This window comes from Methylobrevis pamukkalensis (assembly GCF_001720135.1).
GTDB lineage: Bacteria > Pseudomonadota > Alphaproteobacteria > Rhizobiales > Pleomorphomonadaceae > Methylobrevis > Methylobrevis pamukkalensis.
Window position 1 is genome coordinate 1 of the sequence record NZ_MCRJ01000070.1, and the last position, 23,785, is coordinate 23,785.

Sequence of the window (23,785 nt, forward strand, 5' to 3'; positions counted from 1 at the left end):
AGACAATGTCAACGATGACTTTCGCTTCGACCGGACGGCGGGGGCGGTCCTCGCGGCAATACATGCCTGACCCTTCGCCAGGGGCGGCAGGGACCACGCGCCGAGGCTGGCATCGGGCATCCGGGGGGGCCGGAACGGCCACCCGCCTCCGTCTGTCGGTCTGTCGGTCAGCCCGTCGCGCCGTCAGGCCTCGCCGGCCTCGATGGCCAGCGCGTGCAGGCCGGCGGCAAATTCCGGGGCGAGCGTCTCGTTGACCATGCGGTGCCGGGCAAGGCGGGTCTTGCCGGCGAAGGCGGGGGCGGCGATCGCCACGCGGAAATGGGTCTCGCCACTCTCGCGCCAGCCGCCGTGGCCCTCGTGAAGGTGGGATTCGTCGACCACCGAAAGGCGGGTCGGGGCGAAGGCGCCGGTGAGCGCGGCGACGATGCGGTCGCGTCGGGTGGTCATCGCGTCTGGGTCCTGATGGTTGGTGGATCGGATCGGCGGTGATCGGGTTGCCGGTCGGGCGAACATGCCCGCGAACGGGTTCCGCGCAGGTCGTCTGCGTCCTATGCCCGGCGCGCGCTTGCCGCAGGGCCGCCGGCGCACCATACTTGACCGACCATGAAGCTCGATTCAAAACTCTTCGACCGGATCCGGGTCAAGCCCGACGCGGAACGCGTTGCGCGCGACGTCAACCCCGCCTGCGAGTGGGATGGCTGCGACGCGCCCGGCGCCTACCGCGCGCCGAAGGGCCGCGGCCGCGAAGGGCAGTATTTCAACTTCTGCATCGACCACGTCCGCGACTACAACAAGTCCTACAACTATTTCCAGGGCCTGCCCGACGACGCGGTGATCTCCTACCAGAAGGATGCGGCGACCGGCCATCGGCCGACCTGGCGCATGGGCGTCAACCGCACCGCGGCCGAGGGGCCCGATCCGTCAGGCCGCCGCTCGGGTCCGACGCGGGGCATGCCGCTCGACGACGAGACGATCAACGACCCCTTCGGCATCTTCCACGGGGCGCGCGCCCGGGCAAAGCCGGACGAAACTGTTATGCCGCTGCGACGGCGGCTGACGCCGCTGCAGCAAAAGGCCTTCGACGATCTGGGACTTGACGAGGGCGCGGACAAGGCGGAAATCAAGGCAAGATACAAGCTTCTCGTCAAGCGCCACCACCCGGATGCCAACGGCGGCGACCGTTCGCTGGAGGACAGGTTGCGGCAGATCATCCAAGCCTATAACTACCTGAAGTCCGCCGGTTTCTGCTGAAAACGGCGGTTCGGGAAGACGACACGGCCGCGCCGCCCTTGGCGCGACCCACGGAGGTTCCATGAGTTCCAAGACGACCGAGACGGCCCCGCTTCCCGACACGCGGGTATCGGTCCGCCAGGTGTTCGGCATCGACAGCGACCTGACGGTGCCGGCCTATTCCACGCCGAGCGAACACGTTCCGGATCTCGATCCCGATTACCTGTTCGACAAGGCGACCACGCTCGCCATCCTCGCCGGCTTCGCCCACAACCGCCGCGTGATGGTCTCGGGCTATCACGGCACCGGCAAGTCGACCCATATCGAGCAGGTCGCCGCCCGGCTGAACTGGCCGCTGGTGCGCGTCAACCTCGACAGCCACATCAGCCGCATCGACCTCGTCGGCAAGGACGCGATCGTGGTGCGCGACGGCCAGCAGGTCACCGAATTCCGCGACGGCATCCTGCCGTGGGCGCTGCAGAACAATGTCGCGCTCGTGTTCGACGAGTATGACGCCGGCCGTCCGGACGTGATGTTCGTGATCCAGCGCGTGCTGGAAGTGGCCGGCAAGCTGACGCTGCTCGACCAGAACCGCGTGATCCGCCCGCATCCGGCCTTCCGGCTGTTTGCCACCGCCAACACGGTCGGCCTCGGCGACACGTCGGGCCTCTATCACGGCACCCAGCAGATCAACCAGGGTCAGATGGACCGCTGGTCGATCGTGACGACGCTGAACTACCTGCCGCATGACAAGGAAGTCGACATCATCCTGGCCAAGGCCAAGCACTACACCGGCGAGAAGGGCAAGCAGACCGTCGGCAAGATGGTGCGGCTCGCCGACATGACCCGCTCGGCCTTCATCAACGGCGACCTCTCCACGGTGATGAGCCCGCGCACGGTGCTGACCTGGGCCGAGAATGCCGAGATCTTCGGCGACCTCGGCTTTGCCTTCCGCGTCACCTTCCTCAACAAGTGCGACGAACTGGAGCGGCCGCTCGTCGCCGAGTTCTACCAGCGCTGCTTCGGCACCGAACTGCCGGAGAGCGCGGTGAACATGGTGCTCGGCTGAGCGACGCCGCCGCGCCAAGAACGGTCCCCGCCGGGTGATGCCCGGGGGCGCGGACCTCTGACAACCGGATGAAGACCACATGGCCGTGAAGCCCGGACCGGGAAAGACCGCGACGCCGACCGAACCGCTGAAGCGGGCGATCGGCACGACGATGCGCGCCATCTCGGGCGACGCCGACCTCGAGGTCACGTTTGCCACCGACCGGCCGAGCCTTTCCGGTCATCGCGCCCGGCTGCCCGAACCGCCGCGGCGGCTGACGGCGGCCGACATCGCCGTCTCGCGCGGGCTTGCCGACTCCATGGCGCTGCGGCTTGCCTCCCACGACCCGTCGGTCCACCGCGACCTCTGCCCCGAGGGCCAGAAGGCGCGGGCGATCTTCGAGGCGGTGGAGCAGGCGCGCTGCGAGGCGCTTGGCGCAAAAGCCATGGCCGGCGTCTCGTCCAATCTGGAGGCGATGCTGGAGGACCGCTACTTCCGCGGCAACTTCCAGGAGGTGCGCGAGCAGGCCGACGCGCCGCTCGAGGACGCGCTGGCGCTGATCGTGCGCGAGAAGCTGACCGGCAAGGCGCCGCCGCCGAGCGCGCGGGCGCTGGTCGATCTCTGGCGCAAGTTCGTCGAGGACAAGGCCGGCGGCGATTTCGACCGCCTCGCCACGACGCTGGCCAGCCAGCGCGACTTTGCCCGCGCCGTGCGCCATCTCCTCACCTCGCTCGACATGGGCGAGGAACTCGGTGGCGAGCCGGAGCCTGCCGAGGACGACCAGGAGGGCGAGAACACCGAGGAGACGGACAACCAGACCCGCGGCGACAGCGAGGAGGACGAGGCGAGCCGCGAGAGCGCGCCGCAGGAGCAGGAGGCCGCCGGCGAGGACCAGGAGGCCGGGGAGAGCGAGACCGAGGCGTCGCTCGCCGAAGACACGATGGACGAGGAGAGCGCCGAGGATTCGCGCGACGCCGGCGAGGCGCGCCGCCAGGAGCTGCCGTTCACCAACCTGCCGCCGGTCAGCGACTACCGCGTCTACACCACCCGCTTCGACGAGGTCACCCGGCCGGAAGACCTGTGCGACGCGGCCGAGCTCGACCGGCTGCGCGGCTACCTCGACAAGCAGCTCGTCAACCTGCAGGGCGCGGTCGCGCGCCTCGCCAACCGGCTGCAGCGCCGGCTGATGGCGCAGCAGAACCGCGGCTGGGACTTCGATCTGGAGGAGGGCCTGCTCGACACCGCGCGGCTCACCCGCGTCGTCACCGACCCGATGCAGCCGCTCGCCTTCAAGATGGAGCGCGACACCAACTTCCGCGACACGGTGGTGACGCTGCTGCTCGACAATTCCGGCTCGATGCGCGGCCGGCCGATCACGGTGGCTGCCGCCTGCGCCGACATTCTGGCCCGCACGCTGGAGCGCTGCGGCGTCAAGGTCGAGATCCTCGGCTTCACCACCAAGGCGTGGAAGGGCGGACAGAGCCGCGAGGCGTGGCTGGCCGCCGGCAAGCCGATAGCGCCGGGCCGGCTGAACGACCTGCGCCACATCGTCTACAAGGCCGCGGACGCACCCTGGCGCCGGGCGCGGCGCAACCTCGGCCTGATGATGCGCGAGGGGCTGCTGAAGGAGAACATCGACGGCGAGGCGCTGGACTGGGCGCACAAGCGCCTGCTGGCCCGGCCGGAGAACCGCAAGATCCTGATGATGATCTCCGACGCGCGCCGGTCGACGATTCCACCCTGTCGGTCAATCCCGGCAACTATCTGGAACGGCACCTGCGCTTCGTCATCGAGGAGATCGAGACGCGCTCGCCGGTGGAGCTGATAGCCATCGGCATCGGCCATGACGTGACGCGCTACTACCGCCGTGCCGTGACCATCGTCGACGCCGAGGAACTGGCAGGCGCCATGACCGACCAGCTCGCCAGCCTGTTCGAGGACCAGACCTCCGGCCGGGCGGCGGCCCGCGGCCGCGGCGCCCGGGCGGCGGGACGGCGGTGACGCTGCGCCGCGCGCTTGCCGCGGCGCGGGTCGGCCTTGTCGCGTGTGCGCTTGCCGCAGGGCTTTCCCCCGCCGCGGCGCGGGACGGACCGGAGGCGCTCGCCTCGCTGCGGTTTGCGCCGCTGCCGAGCTTCCGCATCGTCGGCGACGACGATCCGCGCATCGGCCGCCTCGACTATGTCGGCGGCTTCGAGATCGTCGATCCGACCGGCCGGCTCGGCGGCCTCTCCGCCCTCGTCCTGTCGCGGGACGGCACCCGGCTGCGGGCACTCAGCGATGACGGCGTCGAGCTGCGTGCGCGGCTCGTCCGCAACGCGGAGGACCGTCCGGTGGGGCTGGCCGATGCCGCCATCCGGGCGCTGGTGATCGCCGACCAGCGCATGAGCCGCAAGAGCGACCTCGACACCGAGGGCTTTGATCTCGTGATGGAGGACGGCCAGGCGGTTGCCTACGTGTCGCTGGAAGGCAGTCCCCGCGTGGCCCGCGGCGTCATCGGCGCCGACGGATGGATCGGCGAACTCGAAAAGCTCGACCTGCCGCGCGAGGTGCGCCGGATCGACGGCAATGCCGGGCTGGAGAGCATCGCCGTGGCGCCGAAGGGCAGCCGGCTCGCCGGCCGGTTCCTCGCCATCGCCGAGCAGGCGCCGAAAGGCGAGGCGGACAGCCCGGGCTGGATCTTCCGGCAAGGCACGCGCGACCAGCGCGCCGCGCCGTCCTTCACCGTTGCGCTGTCGGACGGCTATTCCGTTACCGATGCCGTCTTCCTGCCGGGCGGCGATCTCCTGATCCTCGAACGGCGTTTCGGCTTCTCCTATGGCGTCGGCATGCGCCTGCGGCGCATCCCCGGCCGGGACATCCGCCCCGGCGCCCGCCTCGACGGGAAGGTGCTGGTGGAGGCGAGCCTTGCCCACGAGATCGACAACATGGAGGGTCTCGCCGTCTGGCGCGACGCGGCGGGCCGCACGCGGCTGTCGCTGGTCTCCGACGACAACCATTCGGTCCTGCAGCGCACGCTCTATCTGGAATTCGTGCTGGCCGAGTAGGAGGATGGACGCGACCAGAATCGGGAAGAGGCGTCATGATCACCGGCCATGTCTTCATCGCCACCAGTCTCGACGGCTACATCGCGCGGCCGGACGGCCGCCTCGACTGGCTGCCGGATCCGGCGGATCTTGCCGAGGATCACGGCTTCGATGCGTTCATGGCCTCGGTGGACGGCGTGGTGATGGGGCGCGGAACCTTCGAGGCGGTGCAGGGCTTCGATCCCTGGCCCTATGTGAAGCCGATGATCGTGCTGAGCCAGAGCCTCGAGGCCGTGCCCGAGCGCCTTGCCGACGACGTCGAGATCAGCCGGCAGGCGCCGGAGGAGCTGATGGCGCGCCTTGCCGCGCGCGGCTGGCGGCGGGTCTATGTCGACGGCGGCGCGGTGATCCGGTCGTTTCTCGGGGCGGGGCTGATCGACGACCTGCTGATCACCCGCATTCCGGTGCTGATCGGCGCGGGGCGGCCGCTGTTCGGGCCGCTCGCCGCCGACATCCCACTCGCCCACATCGGGACGACGGCCTATCCGTCCGGCCTCGTCGGCTCGCGCTACAAGGTGCTGCGTCCGGCGTGAGGCCGCCGGAGCCGGTTCAGCCGGCCGACTGGGCGCGGAACGGCTTCACCGCATTCATCAGGCTCGCATAGGGCACCAGCGCGGCGAGGGCGACCAGCATCTTCACGGCGAAGTCGCCGAGCGCCCAGGTCGTCCACGGCAGGCCGGTGCCGGCGAAGGCGAGCGAGAAGAACACGACCGTGTCGAAGGCGGAGCCGATGGTCGAGGAGGCGAGCGGCGCGCGCCACCACGAGCCCTGCCGCAGGCGGTTGAACACCGCGACGTCGAGCAACTGGGCCGACAGGAAGGCCGCGCCGGAGGCGAGCGCGATGCGCGGGTCCGACAGCCACAGCGACAGGAGCACGGCGACCGCGAAGCCGGCGTAGATCACCCGGCGGGTGATCCTCGGCCCGTACCAGCGGTTGGTGAGGTCGGTGACGAGGAAGGCGAAGGGGTAGGTGAAGGCGCCCCAGGTCAGGATGTCCGCCATGCCGAAGGGCTCGAAGGGATACTGGACGAGGATGTTCGAGGCGACCACCACGACGCACATGGCGGCGATCGAGGGCAGGACGCGGCGATCGAGGCCGAAGGTCATGGCGGGCTCCTTGGGGCAGTCACGAACAAGGGGTGGATCGGTTCGTCGATCCGGTCAAACGAAAACGCCCGGCCGATCTGCATCGGCCGGGACGTCGCATCATCAGGTCGAGAAGAGCTTCGCGTGGCCTCAGGCCGCGGCGGCGGTCTCTTCGGCCTTCTTGGCGATCTGGCGCTTCAGCAGGCGGGCGCGCAGCGACAGCTCGTCCTCGGCCGACTTGGTGAGGAAGGCGTCGAGACCGCCGCGGTGCTCGACCGAGCGCAGGGCGTTGGCCGACACGCGCAGACGGACGCTCTGGCCGAGCGCCTCGCTGATCAGCGTGACCGAGCACAGGTTGGGAAGGAACCGACGCCGCGTCCTGTTGTTGGCGTGGCTCACGTTGTTGCCGCTCTGAACGGCCTTTCCGGTCAGTTCGCACCGCCGAGCATCGTGGAGTCCTCTTGCTTGCTTGGGCCGTGTGGCCCGGACAGGGTCCGTGGCCATGTCGCTCCGCTTCGGCTATCCTGATCGGACGGCCCTTGCGGAAGATGACGCACGCGCCCACCGGGCCGTCCCCGCGGGGGCAGCCGATGAAAAAGTGGCTGTTCCTATACTGTCGGGCTGCGCATCCGTCAACCCTCGACACCACTGCCGCGATGGAGGACAATGACTTCAGGCGAGGGCCGAAGGGCGGCGAACGATTCGCGGGCGGGCGCCTGCGAATTAACGCATCGGTTACCATGTCCGGCGGATCATCAGCGCCAGACGGTCGTTATCGACCGTACGAGGCGGATCCGGACGCAAGTGCCGGGCGGAGTTCCGTGTGACGGGCCGCCGCCGTTTCTCAACTTGGTCAAGGTCCGGGGCGGGGCTGCTTCTGGAGGTTACGGCGTGTTCTCTGCTTCACGATACCTGTCCCTGTCCCGCGGCTCGGTCTCCCGCGGCGTCGCGGCATCGGCCGTCGCCGGCCTGCTGGCGGCAACGCCGGCCGCCGCCGAGGACGTCAAGGCGCTCTACGACGTCACCTTCGCCGGCTTCCGGATCGCGCAAGGCACGCTCGGCATCAAGCTCAAGGGCTCGGCCTATGCGGCCAAGGTCCAGATCACCACGTCCGGGCTGGCCCGGATCATCTCCTCGGAGGAGAGCGAGGCAAGCTCGCGTGGCCAGCTTCTCGCCTCCCGGGCCTCGCCCGCTAGCTACGAGCTGTTCTCGCGCGGCGAGAAGATCACCCAGGTCGACATGAGCCTGTCGGGCAGCGAGGTGCGCAAGCTGCGCGCTATCCGGAACTGTCCGAAGCGGACGACCGGGTGCCGATCACCGCGGCCAGCAAGCGCAACGTGGTCGACCCGCTGAGCGCGGTGGTCATTCCGGTCCGCTCGGGGGCCGATGCCACCGGCAAGGCCGCCTGCGACCGCACGCTGCCGATCTTCGACGGCTGGACCCGCTACGACATCAAGCTCTCCTACAAGGAGAAGCAGGAGGTCAAGACCGAGGGCTACACCGGTCCGGCGGTCGTCTGCCAGGCGCGCTGGGTGCCGGTCTCCGGCCACCGGGCCAACAAGAAGTCCACCCAGTTCATGAAGGACAACCGGGATCTGGAGATGTGGCTGGTGCCCGCCTCGGGCGGCAAGGTGATGCTGCCCTACCGCATCGCGGTGAAGACCATGCGCGGCATGCTCATCGTCCAGGCCTCGCGCCTCGAAGGCGTCGACGGCGGCTCCACCCAGGCCGCGAACTAGTCGCACCCTTCTCGCATCCGGTTCCGAAAGCCCCGCCGGTCCGCCCGGCGGGGCTTTCGTCGTTTCCGGGCGTCGCCGCCAGGAGCCGCCTTCCCGGCGCTCGCCTCGCCCTCGGGTGGCCTGTCCCGAAACGGCACGGCCGCGTTAACCGTGCGCTCACCGCCGGCGGGTATCACGGGGCAGGGCGGGGCTGTTCTCGGTGCCCGTGTCCGAATCGACACAACATCTCGTAGGGATCGAAGCGGGAACATCGATGAATCGCCGATTCGTGCCGGTCCTGTTCCCGCTCCTGCCCGAAAAGTAGAAATGGTTAACGCGGAGAGTCTTGCCGAACCTCCTGTCAGTAATCCTTTCTTCATTCGGACTTTTGCCGAGTCTTTCTGCTTGACAGCGATTCATGCTGCAGAATCGAAAGACTCGGTCGCAGAGTCCTTCGATTCAAGATCCGGTAGCCGGGACTCTGCCACGCGCAGGATCTTGTCGTGAACAAAGCGCGAATTCTTGCAGGTCGCCGATTCGCTCCAGTTTTGTTCCATCCCCGTTCTTGTGCCGGCTGGGCCCGGCGAATCGCGACCCGGCGGCGGGCAGAAATCCGAGACGCGGGGGGCGGCCTGTGCTAGAGACGGGCGTGTCATCGCCGCGGGACGTCTTCCAGGAGCTCCGCCGGACGGTGACCTTTTCAGCAAGATCCGGGACCTGCCGCGGCTGATGACCTTCGCCCCCAAAGCGCCGATCCTTCCGGCGCCGCGTGCCCGGAACGTGACGGCTGTTCTCGGGCCGACCAACACCGGCAAGACCCACCTCGCCATCGAGCGCCTGCTCGGCCATGAGAGCGGCGCCATCGGCCTCCCGCTGCGCCTGCTGGCGCGCGAGGTCTACGGGCGTGTTGCGGCAAGGGCCGGGGTCGGCAAGGTCGCGCTCGTCACCGGCGAGGAAAAGATCGTCCCGCCCGGCGCGCGCTACTGGATCTGCACCGTCGAGGCGATGCCGCGCGATCTCGATCTCAGCTTCGTCGCCATCGAGAGGTGCAGCTGGCCGCCGACTTCGACCGCGGCCACGTGTTTACCGACCGAATCCTCAACATGCGCGGGCGCGGCGAGACGCTGCTGCTCGGGGCGGCGACCGCCCGTCCGCTGGTGGAAAAGCTGCTGCCGGGCGTGTCGGTCATCGGCCGGCCGCGCATGTCGCAGCTGGTCTATGCCGGGCCGAAGAAGATCACCCGGCTGCCGCGCCGCTCGGCGGTCGTCGCCTTTTCCGCCGACGAGGTCTACGCCATCGCCGAGCTGATCCGCCGCCAGCGCGGCGGGGCGGCGGTGGTGATGGGCTCGCTGTCGCCGCGCACCCGCAACGCGCAGGTGGAGCTGTTCCAGTCGGGCGACGTCGACTTCCTGGTGGCCACCGACGCGATCGGCATGGGCCTCAACCTCGATGTCGGCCACGTCGCGTTTGCCCAGCGCCGCAAGTTCGACGGCTTCCAGTATCGCGACCTGACGCCCTCCGAGCTCGGCCAGATCGCCGGGCGCGCCGGCCGCCACCTCAACGACGGCAGCTTCGGCGTCACCGGCCAGGTGTCGGCCTTCGACGAGGATCTGGTGCGGGCGATCGAAAGCCACGACTTCGAGCCGCTGCGCATGTTCCAGTGGCGCAACGCCGCGCTCGATTTTTCCAGCGTCGACATGCTGCGCCGCTCGCTCGACGTGGTGCCGACCCGGGAGGGCCTGACCCGCGCGCCGACCGGCGAGGACCAGGGCGCGCTGGAGTTCGCGCTGCGCCACGATGAGGTCCGCGACCTTGCCGTGGGCAAGGCCGCGGTGGCGCTGCTGTGGGACGTCTGCCAGGTGCCGGACTTCCGCCGCATCTCCCCGGCCCAGCACGGCGACCTCGTCGTCACGCTCTATTCCTACGTCGCGGCCGGCGGTCGCATCCCGGACGACTGGTTCGCCCGACAATTGGCCTATGCCGACCGCACCGATGGCGATATAGACACTCTTTCCGCGCGGATCGCGCAGGTGCGGACCTGGACGTATGTGGCGAACCGGCAGGGCTGGCTCGACGATCAGGTGCACTGGCAGGATCGCGCGCGGGAGATCGAGGACCGACTCTCCGATGCGCTTCATGAGAGACTGACCCAGCGCTTCGTCGATCGCCGCACCTCCGTCCTGATGAAACGTTTGAGAGAAAACGCCATGCTTGAAGCCGAGATCAACGAGAACGGCGCCGTGCACGTCGAAGGCCAGCACGTCGGCGAGCTCCATGGATTCCGGTTCGTTCCCGACCAGAGTGGCGATGGCCAGGACGGCAAGGCGATCCGGACCGCGGCGGCCAAGGCACTGGCCGGCGAGTTCGACAAGCGGGCCGAGCGGCTGTCGCGCGCCCCGAACGAGGACATCGTGCTCTCGTCCGACGCCACGCTGCGCTGGCTCGGCCAGCCGGTGGCGCGGCTGGTGGCCGGCGAGAACGCGCTGAAGCCGCAGATCGTGCTCCTGGCCGACGAGCAGCTGACCGGCCCCTCGCTGGAGGCGGTGACCGCCCGGCTGCAGACCTGGCTTGCCAACCACATCACCACGCTGCTGAAGCCGCTGATCGACCTGCGCGACGCGGCCGACCTCGATGGCATCGCCCGAGGCGTGGCCTTCCGCATGGTCGAGGCGCTCGGCACGCTGGAGCGCCAGGAAGTGGCCGACGACATCAAGGCGCTCGACCAGGGCGCCCGCGCGGTGCTTCGCAAATACGGCGTCCGCTTCGGCGCCTATCACATCTACGTCCCGGCGCTGCTGAAGCCGGCGCCGGCCAGCCTCGTCGCGCTGCTGTGGGCGCTGAAGCACGGCAGCCTCGACATGGCGGGCCTTGCCGAACTGCCGGCGCTGTCGGCCTCCGGCCGGACCTCGATCACGGTCGATCCGACCTTCGACAAGGTGCTCTACCGGCTGGTCGCTTCCGCGTCGCCGGTCCGCGCGCGGTGCGCCTCGACATTCTGGAACGCCTTGCCGACATCATCCGCCCGCTGGTGGCGTGGAAGCGACCGATGGCGCGACGCCGCCGGACGGCGGCATCCCCCAGGGCGGCGGCTTCACGGTGACCGTGGCGATGACCTCGCTGCTCGGCTGCGCGGGCGAGGATTTCGCCTCGATCCTGCGCGGGCTGGGCTACCGGCTCGAGAAGCGCACCGTGAAGGTGATGGAGCCGAAGCCGGCGGACGTGTCGGCCGAGGGCGCCGATGCGGACGTGGGCGGCATTTCGGCCGGTATGCCGGCGATGGCGGCGAGTGAAGCCGTGGCGGCGGCGCCATCGGCGCCGGAGGCTGACGCGCCCGTGGCGGCTGCTTCCGCGGACGTTCCGCCGGAAGGGACCCCGGCGGAGGCATCTGCCGTCGCCGAGACCGGCTCCGATGTGCCGGCAACCGGCGACGGCGCCGTGGCGGACGTTCCTGTCGCCTCGGAAGACGCGACCGAGACCGTGACGGCAGAGGCCCTTGCGGCCGAGGCGGACGTTGCAGCCCACGCGGTGGAGATGCCGGGTGCGATCGGCGATTCCGCTCCGGCGGTGGCCGAGACGGAGGCTGCCGGAGCCGGGGCCCCCGCGTCCGACGCCAGCGCGGACCTCGTCGAGGTCGAGAAGGAAATCGAGATCTGGCGGCCCGGCCGCTTCGATCGTGGCCGGCGACCCGACGCACGGCCGGAGGGTCGCGGCGACCGTCGCCCCGAAGGGCGCGGCGAACAGCGTCACGGCGGCGGACAGCGCCGCTCCGAGCCGGCCGGTCGCGACGGCGCGGCGGCTGGCGGGGCCGAAGGCGGCCACCGCGGCGGCGAGAACCGGGGCGGCGAGAACCGGGGCGGCGAGGGCCGGGGAGACAACAGAGGCGAAGGGCGCGGCGAGGGCAGGGGCGGTCGCACCGATCGTCCGCGCTTCGACAAGTCCGACAAGAAGGGGGCACCCGCCGGTGGCGGCAAGCCGGCGGAGCGTCCGCAGCGGCGCGAGCGCCCGGCCGATCCGGATTCACCCTTTGCGGCGCTGGCAGCCTGAAGGCCGACATGGAAGCGCGCTCGCGCAAGAAGTGAGCGCGACCCCAACCGGGCGAGGCCGATGCGGGACGATCGGATCCGGGTCGACAAGTGGCTCTGGTTCGTGCGGGCGGTGAAGAGCCGCACGCTCGCGGCGACGCTGGCCGCCTCCGGTCAGGTGCGGGTCAACCGCGACAAGATCGACAGCCCGGCCCATGCCCTCAAGATCGGCGACGTGCTGACCTTTCCGCTCGGGTCCCGGGTCCGGGTGCTGAAGGTGCTGGCGCTGGGCAGCCGGCGCGGGCCGGCGCCCGAGGCGGCACTGCTCTACGAGGACCTGTCGCCCGCGCCGCCGCCGCGCGAGGCGGGGGCCGACGAGCCAGTCGCGACGGCGCCGGTTCCCGTGCGCGGCGAGGGACGCCCCACCAAGAAGGCGCGCCGCCAGTATGACGAGGGCGGCTTCTGAACGGCCTTGCGCTGCAGGGGCCGCAGGGCAGCCATGCAGCCGGTCCCGGCCGCTTTGCGCTTCTTTCGCCCGGCGGGCTTGCGGCACCATATGGTCGCGCACCCGGGCCATCCGGCGGCGCCTGCGTTCCAACCCGGCGCGAAAGCGTGGAAAATCCTGCCTGTCGCGGCATTTGGCGGGCAGCTGCGTTGTGACGAACCCCCCTTGCCTCTCCCGGCAAACTCCGTTACGCACCGCCTCGATGAGACCTTGACCTCGTCCTCGGGAGCCGACCCATGACCTATGTCGTCACTGACAACTGCATCCGCTGCAAGTACACGGACTGCGTGGAAGTGTGTCCGGTCGACTGCTTCTACGAAGGCGAGAACATGCTCGTCATCCATCCCGACGAGTGTATCGACTGCGGCGTCTGCGAACCGGAATGCCCCGCCGAGGCGATCAAGCCGGACACCGAGTCCGGCCTCGACAAGTGGCTGAAGATCAACGCCGAATACGCCTCCGTCTGGCCGAACATCACCGCGCGCAAGGATGCGCCGGCCGATGCCAAGGACATGGACGGCGTTCCCGACAAGTTCGAGACGCTGTTTTCGCCCAAGCCCGGCGGCGGCGACTGAGACGGCAGCTGCCGGCCGCGGACGGAGGCCCGTCCAAAGCCGGCAAACGAGGGATGCGGCAGGCTGGCAACGACGGGTCCCCCCGGCGTGCCGGCCCGAAAGGGCTTCCAATTCAGCCCGTTGTGTGCTATCTCACCATTGGCAGTCGACAATCTGTCCCATTCGTGATCGCGCCCCGATGAGGGCCTTTTCCTTGATCGGTCTGCCCCGGATCAATCAGGGCGCCGGGGTGTCTTCCCCCCTCCGGCGTATGCGAGATGGGCCGTAACCCGGATCGGCTGAACAACGCGAGAGCTCGCCGGCACTGCGGATCCATACGGTTGATATGTGATCCGAAACGTCAATCTTTGCGCATTCCTCCCGTCCGGTCCGACCTCCTCGGTGCCGGTGCACAAAGACGACGTCTTTCGTTCCGGCGCGGCGATGGAGTGATGAAACGAATGGCCACGAGCAAGAAGACCGCCCATCGGAACGGGTTCAAGACGAGTGAATTCATCGTTTATCCAGCTCACGGCGTCGGACAGATCGTCGCGATCGAAGAACAGGAAATCGCCGGGCTGAAGCTCGATCTGTTCGTGATCAGTTTCGAAAAAGACAAGATGACCCTCCGGGTCCCCACCCACAAGTCCGAAGCGGTCGGCATGCGCAAGCTCGCCGAGAATGACGTGGTCGACAAGGCGCTGGAGACCATCAAGGGTCGCGCCCGCGTCAAGCGCACCATGTGGAGCCGCCGGGCCCAGGAATACGAAGCCAAGATCAATTCCGGCGATCTGATCGCCATTTCCGAGGTCGTGCGCGACCTGCACCGCGCCAGCTCGCAGCCGGAGCAGTCCTATTCCGAGCGGCAGCTCTATGAAGCCGCGCTCGACCGGATGTCGCGCGAGATCTCGACGGTGCTCCGCATCACCGAGACCGAGGCGGTGCGCCGCATCGAGGACAACCTGACCAAGAGCCCGCGCCGCATCGCGGGTCGCGGCGAGGAAGTCGTCGAGGAAGAGGGCGTCGAGGAAGAGGCCGCCTGAGAAGGGCTGCTGCCTTGCCCGGGACGCACCGGCCGTCCCGGACGGGGCCGGCCGGATTGGCGTCCGGGTGTCTCGGCTGTCTTCCCTGACCGCTTTCACCGCATCACAGGAATTTGAACCGCCCGGACCCTTCGCGGCCCGGGCGGTTTTTTTGTGCCATTCCGGGACCGAAACCGCCGTCTCGCGCGTGGAGAGCGGAAAACTGTCGGGTGATCGATCGCCATGGCGCGATGCGAGCCTCGTCACCCCTTGCGCACCGGGCGGGAACCGGGGCGACGGACTGAACCGGACGGGCGATGCCGGCGTAGACGAGATGCCGTATCGTCGGCGCAAGCGAACAGGAGGACACGACGATGGCCCGCCTCGACCGCGAGAACCAGTCGCTCATCCGCGCGGCCATGTCCGCACCTTATCTGGAACGCGACAACGAGCAGGATCTGGCCCGGCGCTGGCGTGACGAGCGCGACGAAGCCGCGCTGCACATGCTCACCCGCTCGCACATGCGGATGGTGGTGTCGATGGCCGGCCGGTTCCGTGCCTACGGCTTTGCCCCGGCCGACCTGATCCAGGAAGGCCATGTCGGCCTGCTGGAGGCCGCCACCCGCTTCGATCCCGATCGCGAGGTGCGATTCTCGACCTATGCCGGCTGGTGGATCCGGGCGGCGATGCAGGATTTCGTGCTGCGCAACTGGTCGATCGTGCGCGGCGGAACCTCGTCGGCGCAGAAGTCGCTGTTCTTCAATCTCCGGGCGATCCGCGCGCGCATCCAGCGCAGCGATGTCGGCGCCAGCGACAGCGAGGTCTATGCGGAGGTCGCCAAGGCGATCGGCGTGTCGCGCGCCGATGTGGTGACCATGGCGCACCGCCTGTCCGGCCCGGACACCTCCCTCAATGCGCCGGTGTCCGACGAGGATGGCGCGGCCGAGCGCATGGACCTGCTCGTCAGCGACGCGCCGCGCCCCGATGAACTGGTCGAGACCGCCATCGACGGCGAACGCTGGATCGTGCGCCTGCGTGCGGCGATGGAGACCCTGTCGGAGCGCGAACGCCGCATCGTCGAGGTGCGCCGGCTGGCCGAGACCGCGGCGACGCTCGAGGAGGTTGGCGGGATGATGGGCATTTCCAAGGAGCGCGTGCGTCAGATCGAGGTGCGGGCGATGGAAAAGCTCCGGATCGCGATCGTGCCGGAGGGCGGCGACGCCCGCTGAGGCGGCCGCCGGTCGCCACGCGCCGCGGGCCTCAGCTCTCGGTGACCACCTTCACCCGCATGCCGGGCGTCAGCGCCGTGTCGGCGTCGAGGCCGTTGAGGATGCGGAACAGGTCCGCCGGGCGGCTGAGGAAGCGCATCCGGCGGGCAAATCCTTCGACCGTGTCGCCCGCCTTCACCGTCTCGATCCGGATCCGCAGCGGGCGGAGCCCGGCCTGCTCGGCCGGAGTGAGCGCGTGGAAGCTCTGCACCGTCTCGGCGAAGGCCGCGTTGAAGGCGGCGCCCGGCGAGCGGGTCGCGAACAGGAAGCGATAGGTGCCGTCGCCGAAGCGCACGACGGCGATGTGGTAGTAGTAGCCGCGCGTGAAGGCCGAGGCCGAGGCCGCCGGCAGGCCGTTGATCGACAGGGTCTGCACCGAGGCGTCGTCGAGGCCGTTGATCCATCCCGACTTGAGATAGGACGTCAGCGAGGCGCCCGGCGGAATGTCGGCACCGTCGAAGCGGATCGCCGTGCCTTCCGCATTGGTCGCGAGCACCGCCCGGGCGGTGTTCTCGAGCAGGAACCCCTCCGGCACGCGGAAGCCGAGGCCGAGCTTGGCGTGCAGGAAATCCCGGCCGCGGACATAGCCCTCTTCGGGATCGTCGCCATACATCAGTCCGTCGAGGCGGGCGAGATAGGTGTCGCGGTCGCGCTCGCCGCCGGTGATGCCGGTGGCGCCCGCCGCCGCCACCGCCTGCCGCAGGCGCTCGGGCGTGGAGGGATGCGACGACAGGAAATCGACCGAGTCCGGCTCGGCCGGCAGCGCCGACTTGTAGGCCGCGAACGAGGCCATGGTCTTCAGGAAGCGCGCGGCGGCGGAGGGGTCGTAACCGGCCTTGGCCAGCGTCGCGACGCCGATCTCGTCGGCCTGCAGCTCCTGCACCTGCGAGAAGCGGGCAAGCGACAGCTGGGTGGAAGCGAGGGCGAGGCGCGCCGCATCCGGATCGCGCACCACATCCTGCACCACCCGGCTCGCGACCCGCGCCGCTTCGGCCTTCTCCTGCCGGGCGATGGCGTGGCGGGCGGTCACATGCGCCATCTCGTGGGCGATGACGGCGGCCACCTCGGACGTGTCGGTGGCGAGCGCCAGCAGGCCGCGCGTGACGTAGACATAGCCGCCGGGCAGGGCGAAGGCGTTGACGGTGGGCGAGTTGAGGATGGTGACGCGGTAGCTGCGCCACGGCTCATCGGTGGCCGCGACCAGCCGGCCGACGACGCGGGCGATCGCCAGCACCGCCTGCGGGTCCTCGTAGGTACCGCCGTAGTTGGCCAGAATCTTCGGATGCTCGCGCTCGGCGATCGTCACCTCGCGCGGATCGGTGCGGCCGGCGGGGGGCTGGATCGCGGCGGCGCTGACATTCGGTTCCGGCTCGCCGGTGATCAGCGTGAGGCAGCCGGCAAGCGGCAGCGCCAGCGCGCAGACCAGCATCCGCCGCACGGCGGCGCCATTCCGGGCTCTGAATCGGGCGAGACTGCTCGTCACCACGCTTCTCATCGTTCCGCCAGCACCAGGGCGCGCGGGCTCTTCACATCCATATAGGGTCCGCCGCGCGATTCCAGCCAGCCGCGCGCTTCAATGCGGCGTCCGGCCCATATCGCGTTCAGCCCCGCCCGGTCCAGCGGCAGGTTGCCGTCCGGACCCGCAATCTCGCGCGCCAGCGTCAGGGACAGCGTTATCGTGAAATCCGTGGCCCAATCATGGCCGAAATTCAGATAGACCCGCTCGCCCGACAGGCCGGCCGAGACGACGCGTCCGCCGACGATCACATACTCGGACACGGCGGCCGTCAGGTCTCCGTCAGCGGCGGCGCGAACGGGCAAGGTCCGCCAGAGTCCACGCCTCGCCCGCCGTGCCTCGGCCTCGGCGGCAAGAAGCTCTCCGGCGCAGGGCCCGGCGGCATCGACGACGGCCTGCCCGTTCATCACGGCCTCCTGCTGCAGCCAGCGCGACGGATCGCCGAGGGCGACCACCTGGCCGACGAGCCGGCCGTGGCGGTCACGCCGGGGGCTTGCGCCGCTCACCTCGATCGCCGTGCCGATCCAGTCGCGGCCGATGGCGCCGTCATGCGCGGCGGCATCGGCGACGGCGGGAGGAGGCGGATGCCGTCCGGCACCACGCCGCCGCCATCGGCAAAGGCCAGCGCGCCGCCGTCGTCGATCGCCACGGCGGTGGCGGTGGCGAGGATCCCGCCGCCGCAGGCCGGTGCGGCCGACGCAGGCATCGCGCCGGCGAGGGCCGCGCCGAGCAGGCCGGCAAGGAGCGGCGGGGCGACGGACCGGCTCGGCTCGGCGCCAGATGCCACGCGCGCGCCCTCTGCCCGGACGCTGCGCTTCGAGGCGCAGCCGGCAGTGCGATCGTATCCGCCGGCGGTCCCGCGGCGCTGGAGCATGTGATGACGGTTTCCGGCCTGTAGTCTTCCCAGTCTAGCATGTCGGCCCAAACGGGTGCAGTGCGATATCGGACGGGACGCCCTCCCCAGTTCACATGACGGATCGCGGGCTGCCGGCGCGGCCGGCTTTCGACAGGGCTGTCACCGCCGCCGGGATGTGCTAAGGGAGGCGCGGTTGGTCCCGTAGCTCAGCAGGATAGAGCACCAGATTCCTAATCTGGGGGTCACTGGTTCGAATCCAGTCGGGATCGCCACTCCCCCGCCGTTCCGCCATCTTCCGCGTCGCACCGCCATCGTCGCCGCAAATTGTAGCGCGCAAAATCGAATGGCACGGCGCGCAACATCACTTGGCAGCGGTTCTGGCCCTCCTATTTGACCCGTCGAAGCCCCTTCGAACGCCCGTCGATCGCCATGCCCACAGACGAATTTGAGGACGCGACGCTGGCCCTCATTTGGCGTCACACTTGGCCCGAGAAAGGCGCCGACTTCTCGGCTGGCCCGGGCGGCGCTCACTACGTCAGGATCTATCGCGACGTGGTCTCGCCCCGCGGCGGGTGGGCGTGGTTTGCGAGTGCCCGCGGCCGCAACGCGGCACGGGCTGGGAGCCCACCAAAAAGCGCGCGGCGCTCGCGGCCGAGGCCGCCTACTTTGCGGCGGGCGGCCCGCCTGACGAAATACGGACGTCAATCCCTTCGACATAGCGAAATCCCTGCACGGCGCGGAAATGACCGCCATACCCAGTTGCCGCTCCGCCCGATTTTTCAATGGACGCAGCGGAGCGCCGTTTGTGCGATCCATGCAGAGTTGCCGAAAGCTGCGCCCAGCGCGGGCTTCGGCGAAGGGCGGCCGCCAGCCCCGGGTGCGAGGTGTGAAACATGCTCGGCATAGGGCGGCCGTAGCGATTCTGCCCGCGCCTCCACGCGGCGCAAACGGCATCGAGAAATCGAACCCCGAGCCCGATCCCTTGCCATTCCGGCATCACAACCAGCCGGCACGCCCTAGCCTCGCGTAACCCAGGTCGCGGGGAGACTGCAAGATGAGCCACGGGCTCATTGCCTACCCACCCGACATAGCATGACGCGGCGATGGCTTTCGGCAGTTTCAAATAGTGATACGGCTCAAAGTGCGGCCACCATCGCCAGTCCGTTTCCCGGATATCGACCTCGATAGCAGGGCGACATTGAAGATACCTCCCGGTGAATTGACCCGTGGCCGTGTCGAAAAGCCAGTCCGGCTGAAGCCACTCGGCAATGTCGTAGTGGCATGAAAGCAGCACAACCCGGCCGCTGCCGCGCCGCCATGCCTTGCCGAACGCCGCCGCGCCAATACGGGCGACTTGCCGATCGACGACGGAGGTGAATTCATCGACAACGGCGACAGGCGGACGATCGCAGATCAACCGGGCAAGATCAGCCCGGAATCGTTCCCCGGTGGACAGTACCGGATACGGACGAAGCCACGCCGCACCGAGCCGAGGCCGACCGCGGTGAGCGCGGTCGTCACCTCGCCGATCTGCGCCCCGGGTTTGATAGCGTCGATGATCGGCAGGTCACCCGGCCACGAGGAGATAGGGCGCAATGCATCGTCGCCCCAGATAAGCCGGCCGATCGATGTTTTGCCCGAACCGCTCGGGCCGACAACAAGCCCGATTTGCCAGTCGTCGTTTTCAATCGGCAGATCGACGTCGAGGGTGAAGTTGGCGCCGGTGTCGCAATTGAACAACGACCGGACATAAGCGGACCGAAAGCTGTCAGCCTCGGCACAGGAGTTGCGGACGGCAATTCTCACGTCGTCACCACCTTCAGTTTTGCCCCGGCTAGCGCACGCAGGCCCTCATAGACGGCCCGTTGCTCCTCTTCCGACCCGCAGACGGCGATCACGCCGTGCTGCTCCTTGTATCGCCCAGCGGGCGGCGCCTTGGGAGCGTCGGCCGGCAACGGCGGCAGTTCATCATTCACGATGTCAAAGAGCGGATCGCTCATTCTGGCCTTGTCCTTGGCCGCTCATGGCGATCAGGTGTTGGCCTCGCGGGCCTGATGGAATTGACCGTCCGGCAGCGCCGGCACTTGATCTCGATCGTGCCCCGAAGGGCGATCTCGTCGGCGCGAAGCAACATCGCCCCGCAGTTGCACCTGACATTCTCCATTTCTTAATCCGATTAGGCCAGCCTCCATCCGCTGTGCACAGCAGCGGCGGGGGCGACGTAATCGTTAGGCCGTCGGCGGGGATCTTGGTTGGTGCCTGTGTCCCCGTGATCCGGAGCGCCAGCGGCTCCGGGTCCCCCCGCTCCCTTACCCCACGATCCCCTCGTCGAGCAGAAGCCAGTCGTTGAGCTCGACCCCGTCGAACACCAGCGGCGACGGGGTTGAGGGCTGCCGGATGTTGCCTCCCCCGCCCAAATAGGGCGCCTTGCCGGTCATGCTGATGTTGCCGTAATCCCAGGTGAACCCGGCCTCCACGCTGTTGGTGAAGCTGAACCTCAAGCCGCGGCCGAAAGCCTCGACCGTGTCGAAGATGAGCGGGGCGCCCTCGGTGTCGTAGACGTTGATGCCGCAGCCGACCTGCGCCGACACATCGACGGTGTCGACGACGAGCGAACGGTTGCCGATCAGGATGAGATCGCCGGCATCGACGTAAGTCTGGACGATCATCAGCGGTTCGCGCCGCACGCCCCAGCGCGCCATCATGTACATCACCCGTGCCTGCATCGCGCCCACCAGCCGCTGGGCGGCTGCCGTGCGATGGCGGTCGTCGGCGAAGGGCCACTGATAGGTCGAGCAGGCGATCGTATAGAGCCTGCTGGCCCGATGCGCCTCGATCTGGGCCATGGCGATTTCCCAGCCCTGGTCGCCGGTCGCGTAGCTTTTCACGGCCGAGCAGGTCTGGGTCGCCACGGTCAGCCGGGGATTGTCGCCCGGAACGATCTCGCGGCCATCGGCGTCGCGTCCGGTGGCCATCTCGATCAGACCCGAACGGTGCACGGCGCGCGTCACGCCCAGGATCGCGTCCCTCTCGCCCTGATCAAATCCATCACCGAGATCGACCACCTCCTGGTCGTTGGCCTCGGCGTGGACGACGGACGCCGCCAACTGGGCGAGGTTGGCGATATACCGCTCCGTGCCGATGGTGTTCTCGGCTAGCGATGTGCCGCCTTGCGCCGACAGGCCGACCACGATCTCGTTGATGTCGGCTGCGGCCGGCGCCAGTCCGTCGTCCTGCATTAACTGGCGTAGACCCTCGGCGAACCCGTAGCGGGGAGACTCCAGCTCTGCCGAGTCGACGCCGTCGGTGTAGGCAATGCCCACCAGCGGCTGGATCGTGCTCAGCGTGTTGGCAAAGCCGAGCGCCTTGTACTGCTGCCGGAGGCTGATCGCCCCCTCGTTCCCTTTGGCATTGCTCTGGCCGCGATAGCCGGCGAAGAGGAGGATAGCCGCGGCGGACGTCGATGCCAGCAGGTCGCTGGTCCGGCTCACGGAGCCGCCCGAGCCCGATGCCGCGACAACCGCCTGGAGACTGTTCGCCGTCACCCGCCGCGTCTTGAACGTGATGCAGGCGCCGGTGCCGCCGGTGGTCGGGGCCGACGCCGTGAAGTTGGCGGTGCTGCCCACATAGACGCCACCCGGCCACTGTCCGTCGACCCGGTCGCGCCCGCGATATAGCAGCCGATCGTCCCGCCCGGCGGGATGACGAGGTCTAGCCCGACATCATAATGCTCGCCCACCCCGAGGGGCACGGCGAGGAGTTCATGCACCGTGAACGCGGTGCCGACGATCGACCAGCTGTAGAAGATGGGCGTGTCCGCCGCCGCCATCTTGACGTCGACCCCGTCGAACAGGCCGCCGAGCGGGAACACGTCGACGAGCGCGCGCCAGTTGATGCTGGCGGCCGGCAGGCCGGCCGAACCGCTCCAGTCGGCTTCGCCGTAGGACACCTCTTCCCGCACCTGCATGCGGCTCTCGATCTCGCTGCGGAAGGCGTCCAGATCCTTCGCCGCGCTGTTGGTCGGGATGGTGATCTCGGCCTGCACAAGCGCGTTGGTCGTGGTGTCGGCGACGGGGTCGACAAAATTACCGTCCGCCGCGGTCCCGCCGCTGTACCAGGGGCCGCCGCCCCCGCCGCCGATGATACCAATCACGCCCTGACCCGAGACCGACCAGCGGCCACCCGGCGGCAGCACGATAGTGGGATCGAGCTCGACAAGCCCGGTCGTCGTCACCGCCAGCGTCACCTGCGCGTAGACGGTCCAGACGCCGGCCGTCGTCTTGTAATAGGTCCGGCACACGACCGAGCCGGTGGCCTGCGCCCGCAGACGCAGCTTTGTCCAGAGGCCGCCGGTGATGATCGCCTCGTGCCAGGCGATGTTGACCTGGCCGGACTGGGCGCCGGTCGGCGCGGCTGTCGCGAGATCGCCGACGTAGCCCTGCGTCACGACCTCGCCGGAGCCGAGAACGAGGGCTTCCAGCATGTCGGCGCGCTCGATGTTCGTCCGGAGCTGCCCTTCCGCCGTCGTCACGCGGCCGTCGATGGAGCCGAGCGCCGGCGGCTCGGCGACCCGGAAACGGATCGTGTAATTCCCGGTCTGCTCGGCGACGGCGTCGGTGAAATTGCCGTTCGCGTACGAGCCTCCGCTGTACCACGGGCCACCGCCGGCGCCGGGCACGACGCCGACCACGGCGCCACCGGCAAAGCCGACCTCGCCGCCGGCCGGGACCACCAGCGGCGGCGAAAGGGTCAGCAGGCTGACACCCGCCGAAAGCGTATAGACCCGCTCGGAATGGACGGTGTGCGCGCCGCCGGCACCGACGGTCCAACTGAGGAGCTTGAACGGCCCGGGCGCGAAGGCGCGGACTTCCACTTCCGGTACAACTGCGCCCACGGGGAAGGTATGGGCAAGGGCGAGGGCGACATCGCTTCCGACCGCCGACGTCGGCGCCGCCGCCGCGAGATCGCCGACATAGCCGTAGTCGGTCGGCGCCCCCGTACCCAGCAGAAGATCCTCTGCCGTGGTCAGGCGGGTGTCGGTCGTGGCCAGCGCCGTGCCGAGGCCGGTGACCTGCGTCCGCAGATCATCGACCGCGACGTCGGTCTCGACCAGCAGGGCATTGGCGATCGACAGCAGCGCGAAATCGGTCGCCTGCGCGGTGCCGTAGATCCGCACGATGGGCACCACATAGCGCACGGTCGCAGGCAGCGGATAGTCCAGCTCGCCGAGAGCGCCTGTCATGCCGACAAGCAAGTTCGGCCGCACCGCGCCATCGGTCACCACCGGCGCCCAGGTCGGGCCGATCTGCACCTTGCCGCCGTCGATCGGCGCGTGGTCGCCGTCGAGCAGCCGCAGCCAGAGCTCCACGCTGGCGCCGCCGGGCTCGGCCGGATTGACCGCGCGCGCAAAGGCGCCCTTGATCCGGTAGGTTTCGCCCGAGGTCACATCGAAGTCGAGCCGCGGTGAAAGCTCGACATACCCGAGCTCGTCGTCCACGTCGTCGCCGGAGATCCGCAGCGCCCGGCCGAGGACGCTGTTCGTCACGATTTCGCCGATCTCCAGCGGCGGCCGGTCGCGGGCGGCCCCGGTGCTGACCGTCGACCACAGGTTCGGCGCGTCGCCCGGTCGATGCGGCGCGCGGCCGATCTGGTCGTTGATGATGTCGTCGCGGGCCGTGATCTGCGTCTGCAGGGGGCCAACGGCAGCCGAGATCGCCGTGTTGCGGTTTGTGACCTCGGTCGCGATGGCACCGCTGATCGCCGTGCCCCGCGCAGTCGCTTCACCCGCCACCGCCGTCGAGATGGCCGTGTTGCGGTTCGTCACCTCGGTCGCGATCGCGCCGCTGATCGCGGCGCCCCGCGCGGTCGCCTCACCCG

The 23,785-nt window shown here is 69.1% G+C and carries 22 protein-coding genes, 1 tRNA gene and 2 pseudogenes; 13 read left to right on the top strand and 12 right to left on the bottom strand.

All coding sequences use genetic code 11. The features are described from left to right. Positions 1-183: 183 nt before the first annotated feature. Complete coding sequence (locus A6302_RS12440; RefSeq protein ID WP_069307303.1) at positions 184-447, bottom strand: BolA family protein; 264 nt, start codon at positions 445-447, stop codon at positions 184-186. A 156-nt stretch (positions 448-603) separates the two neighbouring features. Here A6302_RS12440 and A6302_RS12445 point away from each other — a divergent pair, with 156 nt between their 5' ends. The 5 genes and pseudogenes from A6302_RS12445 (at position 604) to A6302_RS12465 (ending at position 5,894) form a co-directional block, all read left to right on the top strand. Then, complete coding sequence (locus A6302_RS12445; protein WP_069307304.1) at positions 604-1,251, top strand: J domain-containing protein; 648 nt, start codon at positions 604-606, stop codon at positions 1,249-1,251. 61 nt (positions 1,252-1,312) lie between these two features. Beyond that, positions 1,313-2,299 (top strand): cobaltochelatase subunit CobS, encoded by a 987-nt coding sequence (cobS, locus tag A6302_RS12450; protein ID WP_069307305.1) that lies wholly within the window; start codon positions 1,313-1,315, stop codon positions 2,297-2,299. A gap of 79 nt (positions 2,300-2,378) precedes the next feature. Continuing rightward, positions 2,379-4,279 (top strand): annotated as a pseudogene (gene cobT / locus A6302_RS12455) (cobaltochelatase subunit CobT). Continuing rightward, positions 4,276-5,322 (top strand): esterase-like activity of phytase family protein, encoded by a 1,047-nt coding sequence (locus A6302_RS12460; protein ID WP_083255729.1) that lies wholly within the window; start codon positions 4,276-4,278, stop codon positions 5,320-5,322. Before cobT ends, A6302_RS12460 begins: the two are co-directional and overlap by 4 nt. A gap of 35 nt (positions 5,323-5,357) precedes the next feature. Continuing rightward, on the top strand, positions 5,358-5,894 hold the full coding sequence (locus A6302_RS12465) for a dihydrofolate reductase family protein (protein WP_069307306.1): 537 nt from the start codon (positions 5,358-5,360) through the stop codon (positions 5,892-5,894). A gap of 16 nt (positions 5,895-5,910) precedes the next feature. Here the strand turns inward: A6302_RS12465 and A6302_RS12470 are convergent, their stop codons facing one another. After that, positions 5,911-6,468 carry a queuosine precursor transporter gene (locus A6302_RS12470; protein ID WP_069307307.1) on the bottom strand — a complete coding sequence of 186 codons (558 nt, stop codon included), beginning with the start codon at positions 6,466-6,468 and terminating at the stop codon, positions 5,911-5,913. A gap of 129 nt (positions 6,469-6,597) precedes the next feature. Beyond that, on the bottom strand, positions 6,598-6,951 hold the full coding sequence (rpmB, locus tag A6302_RS12475) for a 50S ribosomal protein L28 (RefSeq protein WP_069307308.1): 354 nt from the start codon (positions 6,949-6,951) through the stop codon (positions 6,598-6,600). Between the two features lie 387 nt (positions 6,952-7,338). On the opposite strand from rpmB, the gene A6302_RS25355 reads away from it, so the two are divergent. From A6302_RS25355 to A6302_RS12510, 7 genes and pseudogenes are all read left to right on the top strand, one after another. Next, positions 7,339-7,800 carry a DUF3108 domain-containing protein gene (locus A6302_RS25355; protein WP_069307309.1) on the top strand — a complete coding sequence of 154 codons (462 nt, stop codon included), beginning with the start codon at positions 7,339-7,341 and terminating at the stop codon, positions 7,798-7,800. Continuing rightward, positions 7,755-8,186 (top strand): DUF3108 domain-containing protein, encoded by a 432-nt coding sequence (locus tag A6302_RS25360; protein ID WP_069307310.1) that lies wholly within the window; start codon positions 7,755-7,757, stop codon positions 8,184-8,186. Before A6302_RS25355 ends, A6302_RS25360 begins: the two co-directional genes overlap by 46 nt. 708 nt (positions 8,187-8,894) lie before the next feature. Next, positions 8,895-12,209: pseudogene (locus tag A6302_RS12490) on the top strand (helicase-related protein). A 60-nt stretch (positions 12,210-12,269) separates the two neighbouring features. Further along, a complete protein-coding gene (locus A6302_RS12495) occupies positions 12,270-12,653 on the top strand; it encodes an RNA-binding S4 domain-containing protein (protein ID WP_069307311.1) in 384 nt (127 codons plus the stop codon). 275 nt (positions 12,654-12,928) lie between these two features. Beyond that, the gene (fdxA, locus tag A6302_RS12500; protein WP_069307312.1) at positions 12,929-13,267 is read left to right on the top strand and encodes a ferredoxin FdxA; all 339 of its coding nucleotides are present in this window, start codon (positions 12,929-12,931) and stop codon (positions 13,265-13,267) included. A gap of 440 nt (positions 13,268-13,707) precedes the next feature. Next, positions 13,708-14,289, top strand: coding sequence for a CarD family transcriptional regulator (locus A6302_RS12505; protein ID WP_069307313.1), 582 nt, complete (start codon positions 13,708-13,710; stop codon positions 14,287-14,289). Between the two features lie 353 nt (positions 14,290-14,642). Continuing rightward, entirely contained in the window at positions 14,643-15,497 is an 855-nt protein-coding gene (locus tag A6302_RS12510) for an RNA polymerase factor sigma-32 (protein ID WP_069307314.1), read from the top strand. Positions 15,498-15,528: 31 nt separating this feature from the next. On the opposite strand, the gene A6302_RS12515 is transcribed toward A6302_RS12510, so the two are convergent. The 3 genes from A6302_RS12515 to A6302_RS22990 are packed head-to-tail and all read right to left on the bottom strand — an operon-like array spanning position 15,529 to position 17,839. Beyond that, positions 15,529-17,022 carry a M48 family metalloprotease gene (locus A6302_RS12515; RefSeq protein WP_245294050.1) on the bottom strand — a complete coding sequence of 498 codons (1,494 nt, stop codon included), beginning with the start codon at positions 17,020-17,022 and terminating at the stop codon, positions 15,529-15,531. A 5-nt stretch (positions 17,023-17,027) separates the two neighbouring features. Next, positions 17,028-17,558, bottom strand: coding sequence for a thermonuclease family protein (locus tag A6302_RS21355; protein ID WP_069307316.1), 531 nt, complete (start codon positions 17,556-17,558; stop codon positions 17,028-17,030). Further along, positions 17,555-17,839, bottom strand: a complete 285-nt coding sequence (locus tag A6302_RS22990) for a hypothetical protein (protein ID WP_169833574.1) — start codon at positions 17,837-17,839, stop codon at positions 17,555-17,557. Before A6302_RS22990 ends, A6302_RS21355 begins: the two co-directional genes overlap by 4 nt. 264 nt (positions 17,840-18,103) lie before the next feature. On the opposite strand from A6302_RS22990, the gene A6302_RS12530 reads away from it, so the two are divergent. Beyond that, positions 18,104-18,180, top strand: a tRNA-Arg gene (locus A6302_RS12530). 389 nt (positions 18,181-18,569) lie between these two features. Here the strand turns inward: A6302_RS12530 and A6302_RS12535 are convergent. The 6 genes from A6302_RS12535 to A6302_RS22995 all read right to left on the bottom strand — a co-directional run. Beyond that, the gene (locus A6302_RS12535; RefSeq protein WP_210183325.1) at positions 18,570-19,325 is read right to left on the bottom strand and encodes a GNAT family N-acetyltransferase; all 756 of its coding nucleotides are present in this window, start codon (positions 19,323-19,325) and stop codon (positions 18,570-18,572) included. Beyond that, the gene (locus A6302_RS23575) at positions 19,322-19,714 is read right to left on the bottom strand and encodes a hypothetical protein (protein ID WP_210183326.1); all 393 of its coding nucleotides are present in this window, start codon (positions 19,712-19,714) and stop codon (positions 19,322-19,324) included. The genes A6302_RS12535 and A6302_RS23575 overlap by 4 nt, the downstream gene beginning before the upstream one ends. Further along, the gene (locus A6302_RS12540) at positions 19,711-19,908 is read right to left on the bottom strand and encodes a hypothetical protein (protein WP_069307318.1); all 198 of its coding nucleotides are present in this window, start codon (positions 19,906-19,908) and stop codon (positions 19,711-19,713) included. The genes A6302_RS23575 and A6302_RS12540 overlap by 4 nt, the downstream gene beginning before the upstream one ends. Then, positions 19,905-20,072 (bottom strand): Com family DNA-binding transcriptional regulator, encoded by a 168-nt coding sequence (locus A6302_RS26185; protein ID WP_141703728.1) that lies wholly within the window; start codon positions 20,070-20,072, stop codon positions 19,905-19,907. Before A6302_RS26185 ends, A6302_RS12540 begins: the two co-directional genes overlap by 4 nt. Positions 20,073-20,217: 145 nt before the next feature. Next, on the bottom strand, positions 20,218-21,534 hold the full coding sequence (locus tag A6302_RS12545) for a hypothetical protein (protein WP_069307319.1): 1,317 nt from the start codon (positions 21,532-21,534) through the stop codon (positions 20,218-20,220). Beyond that, a partial coding sequence (locus A6302_RS22995) for a hypothetical protein (RefSeq protein WP_169833575.1) occupies positions 21,450-23,785 on the bottom strand: 2,336 nt, incomplete at its 5' end. The genes A6302_RS12545 and A6302_RS22995, both read right to left, overlap by 85 nt.

What these genes read in the sequence shown, in the direction of transcription:
- A6302_RS12445 (WP_069307304.1), top strand. Translation starts at nt 604, where the DNA reads ATGAAGCTCGATTCAAAACTCTTCGACCGGATCCGGGTCAAGCCCGAC.
- A6302_RS26185 (WP_141703728.1), bottom strand. Translation starts at nt 20,072, where the DNA reads ATGGAGAATGTCAGGTGCAACTGCGGGGCGATGTTGCTTCGCGCCGAC.
- A6302_RS12495 (WP_069307311.1), top strand. Translation starts at nt 12,270, where the DNA reads ATGCGGGACGATCGGATCCGGGTCGACAAGTGGCTCTGGTTCGTGCGG.
- A6302_RS12440 (WP_069307303.1), bottom strand. Translation starts at nt 447, where the DNA reads ATGACCACCCGACGCGACCGCATCGTCGCCGCGCTCACCGGCGCCTTC.
- A6302_RS12470 (WP_069307307.1), bottom strand. Translation starts at nt 6,468, where the DNA reads ATGACCTTCGGCCTCGATCGCCGCGTCCTGCCCTCGATCGCCGCCATG.
- A6302_RS12505 (WP_069307313.1), top strand. Translation starts at nt 13,708, where the DNA reads ATGGCCACGAGCAAGAAGACCGCCCATCGGAACGGGTTCAAGACGAGT.
- A6302_RS12540 (WP_069307318.1), bottom strand. Translation starts at nt 19,908, where the DNA reads ATGAGCGATCCGCTCTTTGACATCGTGAATGATGAACTGCCGCCGTTG.
- cobS (WP_069307305.1), top strand. Translation starts at nt 1,313, where the DNA reads ATGAGTTCCAAGACGACCGAGACGGCCCCGCTTCCCGACACGCGGGTA.
- rpmB (WP_069307308.1), bottom strand. Translation starts at nt 6,951, where the DNA reads ATGGCCACGGACCCTGTCCGGGCCACACGGCCCAAGCAAGCAAGAGGA.
- A6302_RS12465 (WP_069307306.1), top strand. Translation starts at nt 5,358, where the DNA reads ATGATCACCGGCCATGTCTTCATCGCCACCAGTCTCGACGGCTACATC.
- A6302_RS12510 (WP_069307314.1), top strand. Translation starts at nt 14,643, where the DNA reads ATGGCCCGCCTCGACCGCGAGAACCAGTCGCTCATCCGCGCGGCCATG.
- fdxA (WP_069307312.1), top strand. Translation starts at nt 12,929, where the DNA reads ATGACCTATGTCGTCACTGACAACTGCATCCGCTGCAAGTACACGGAC.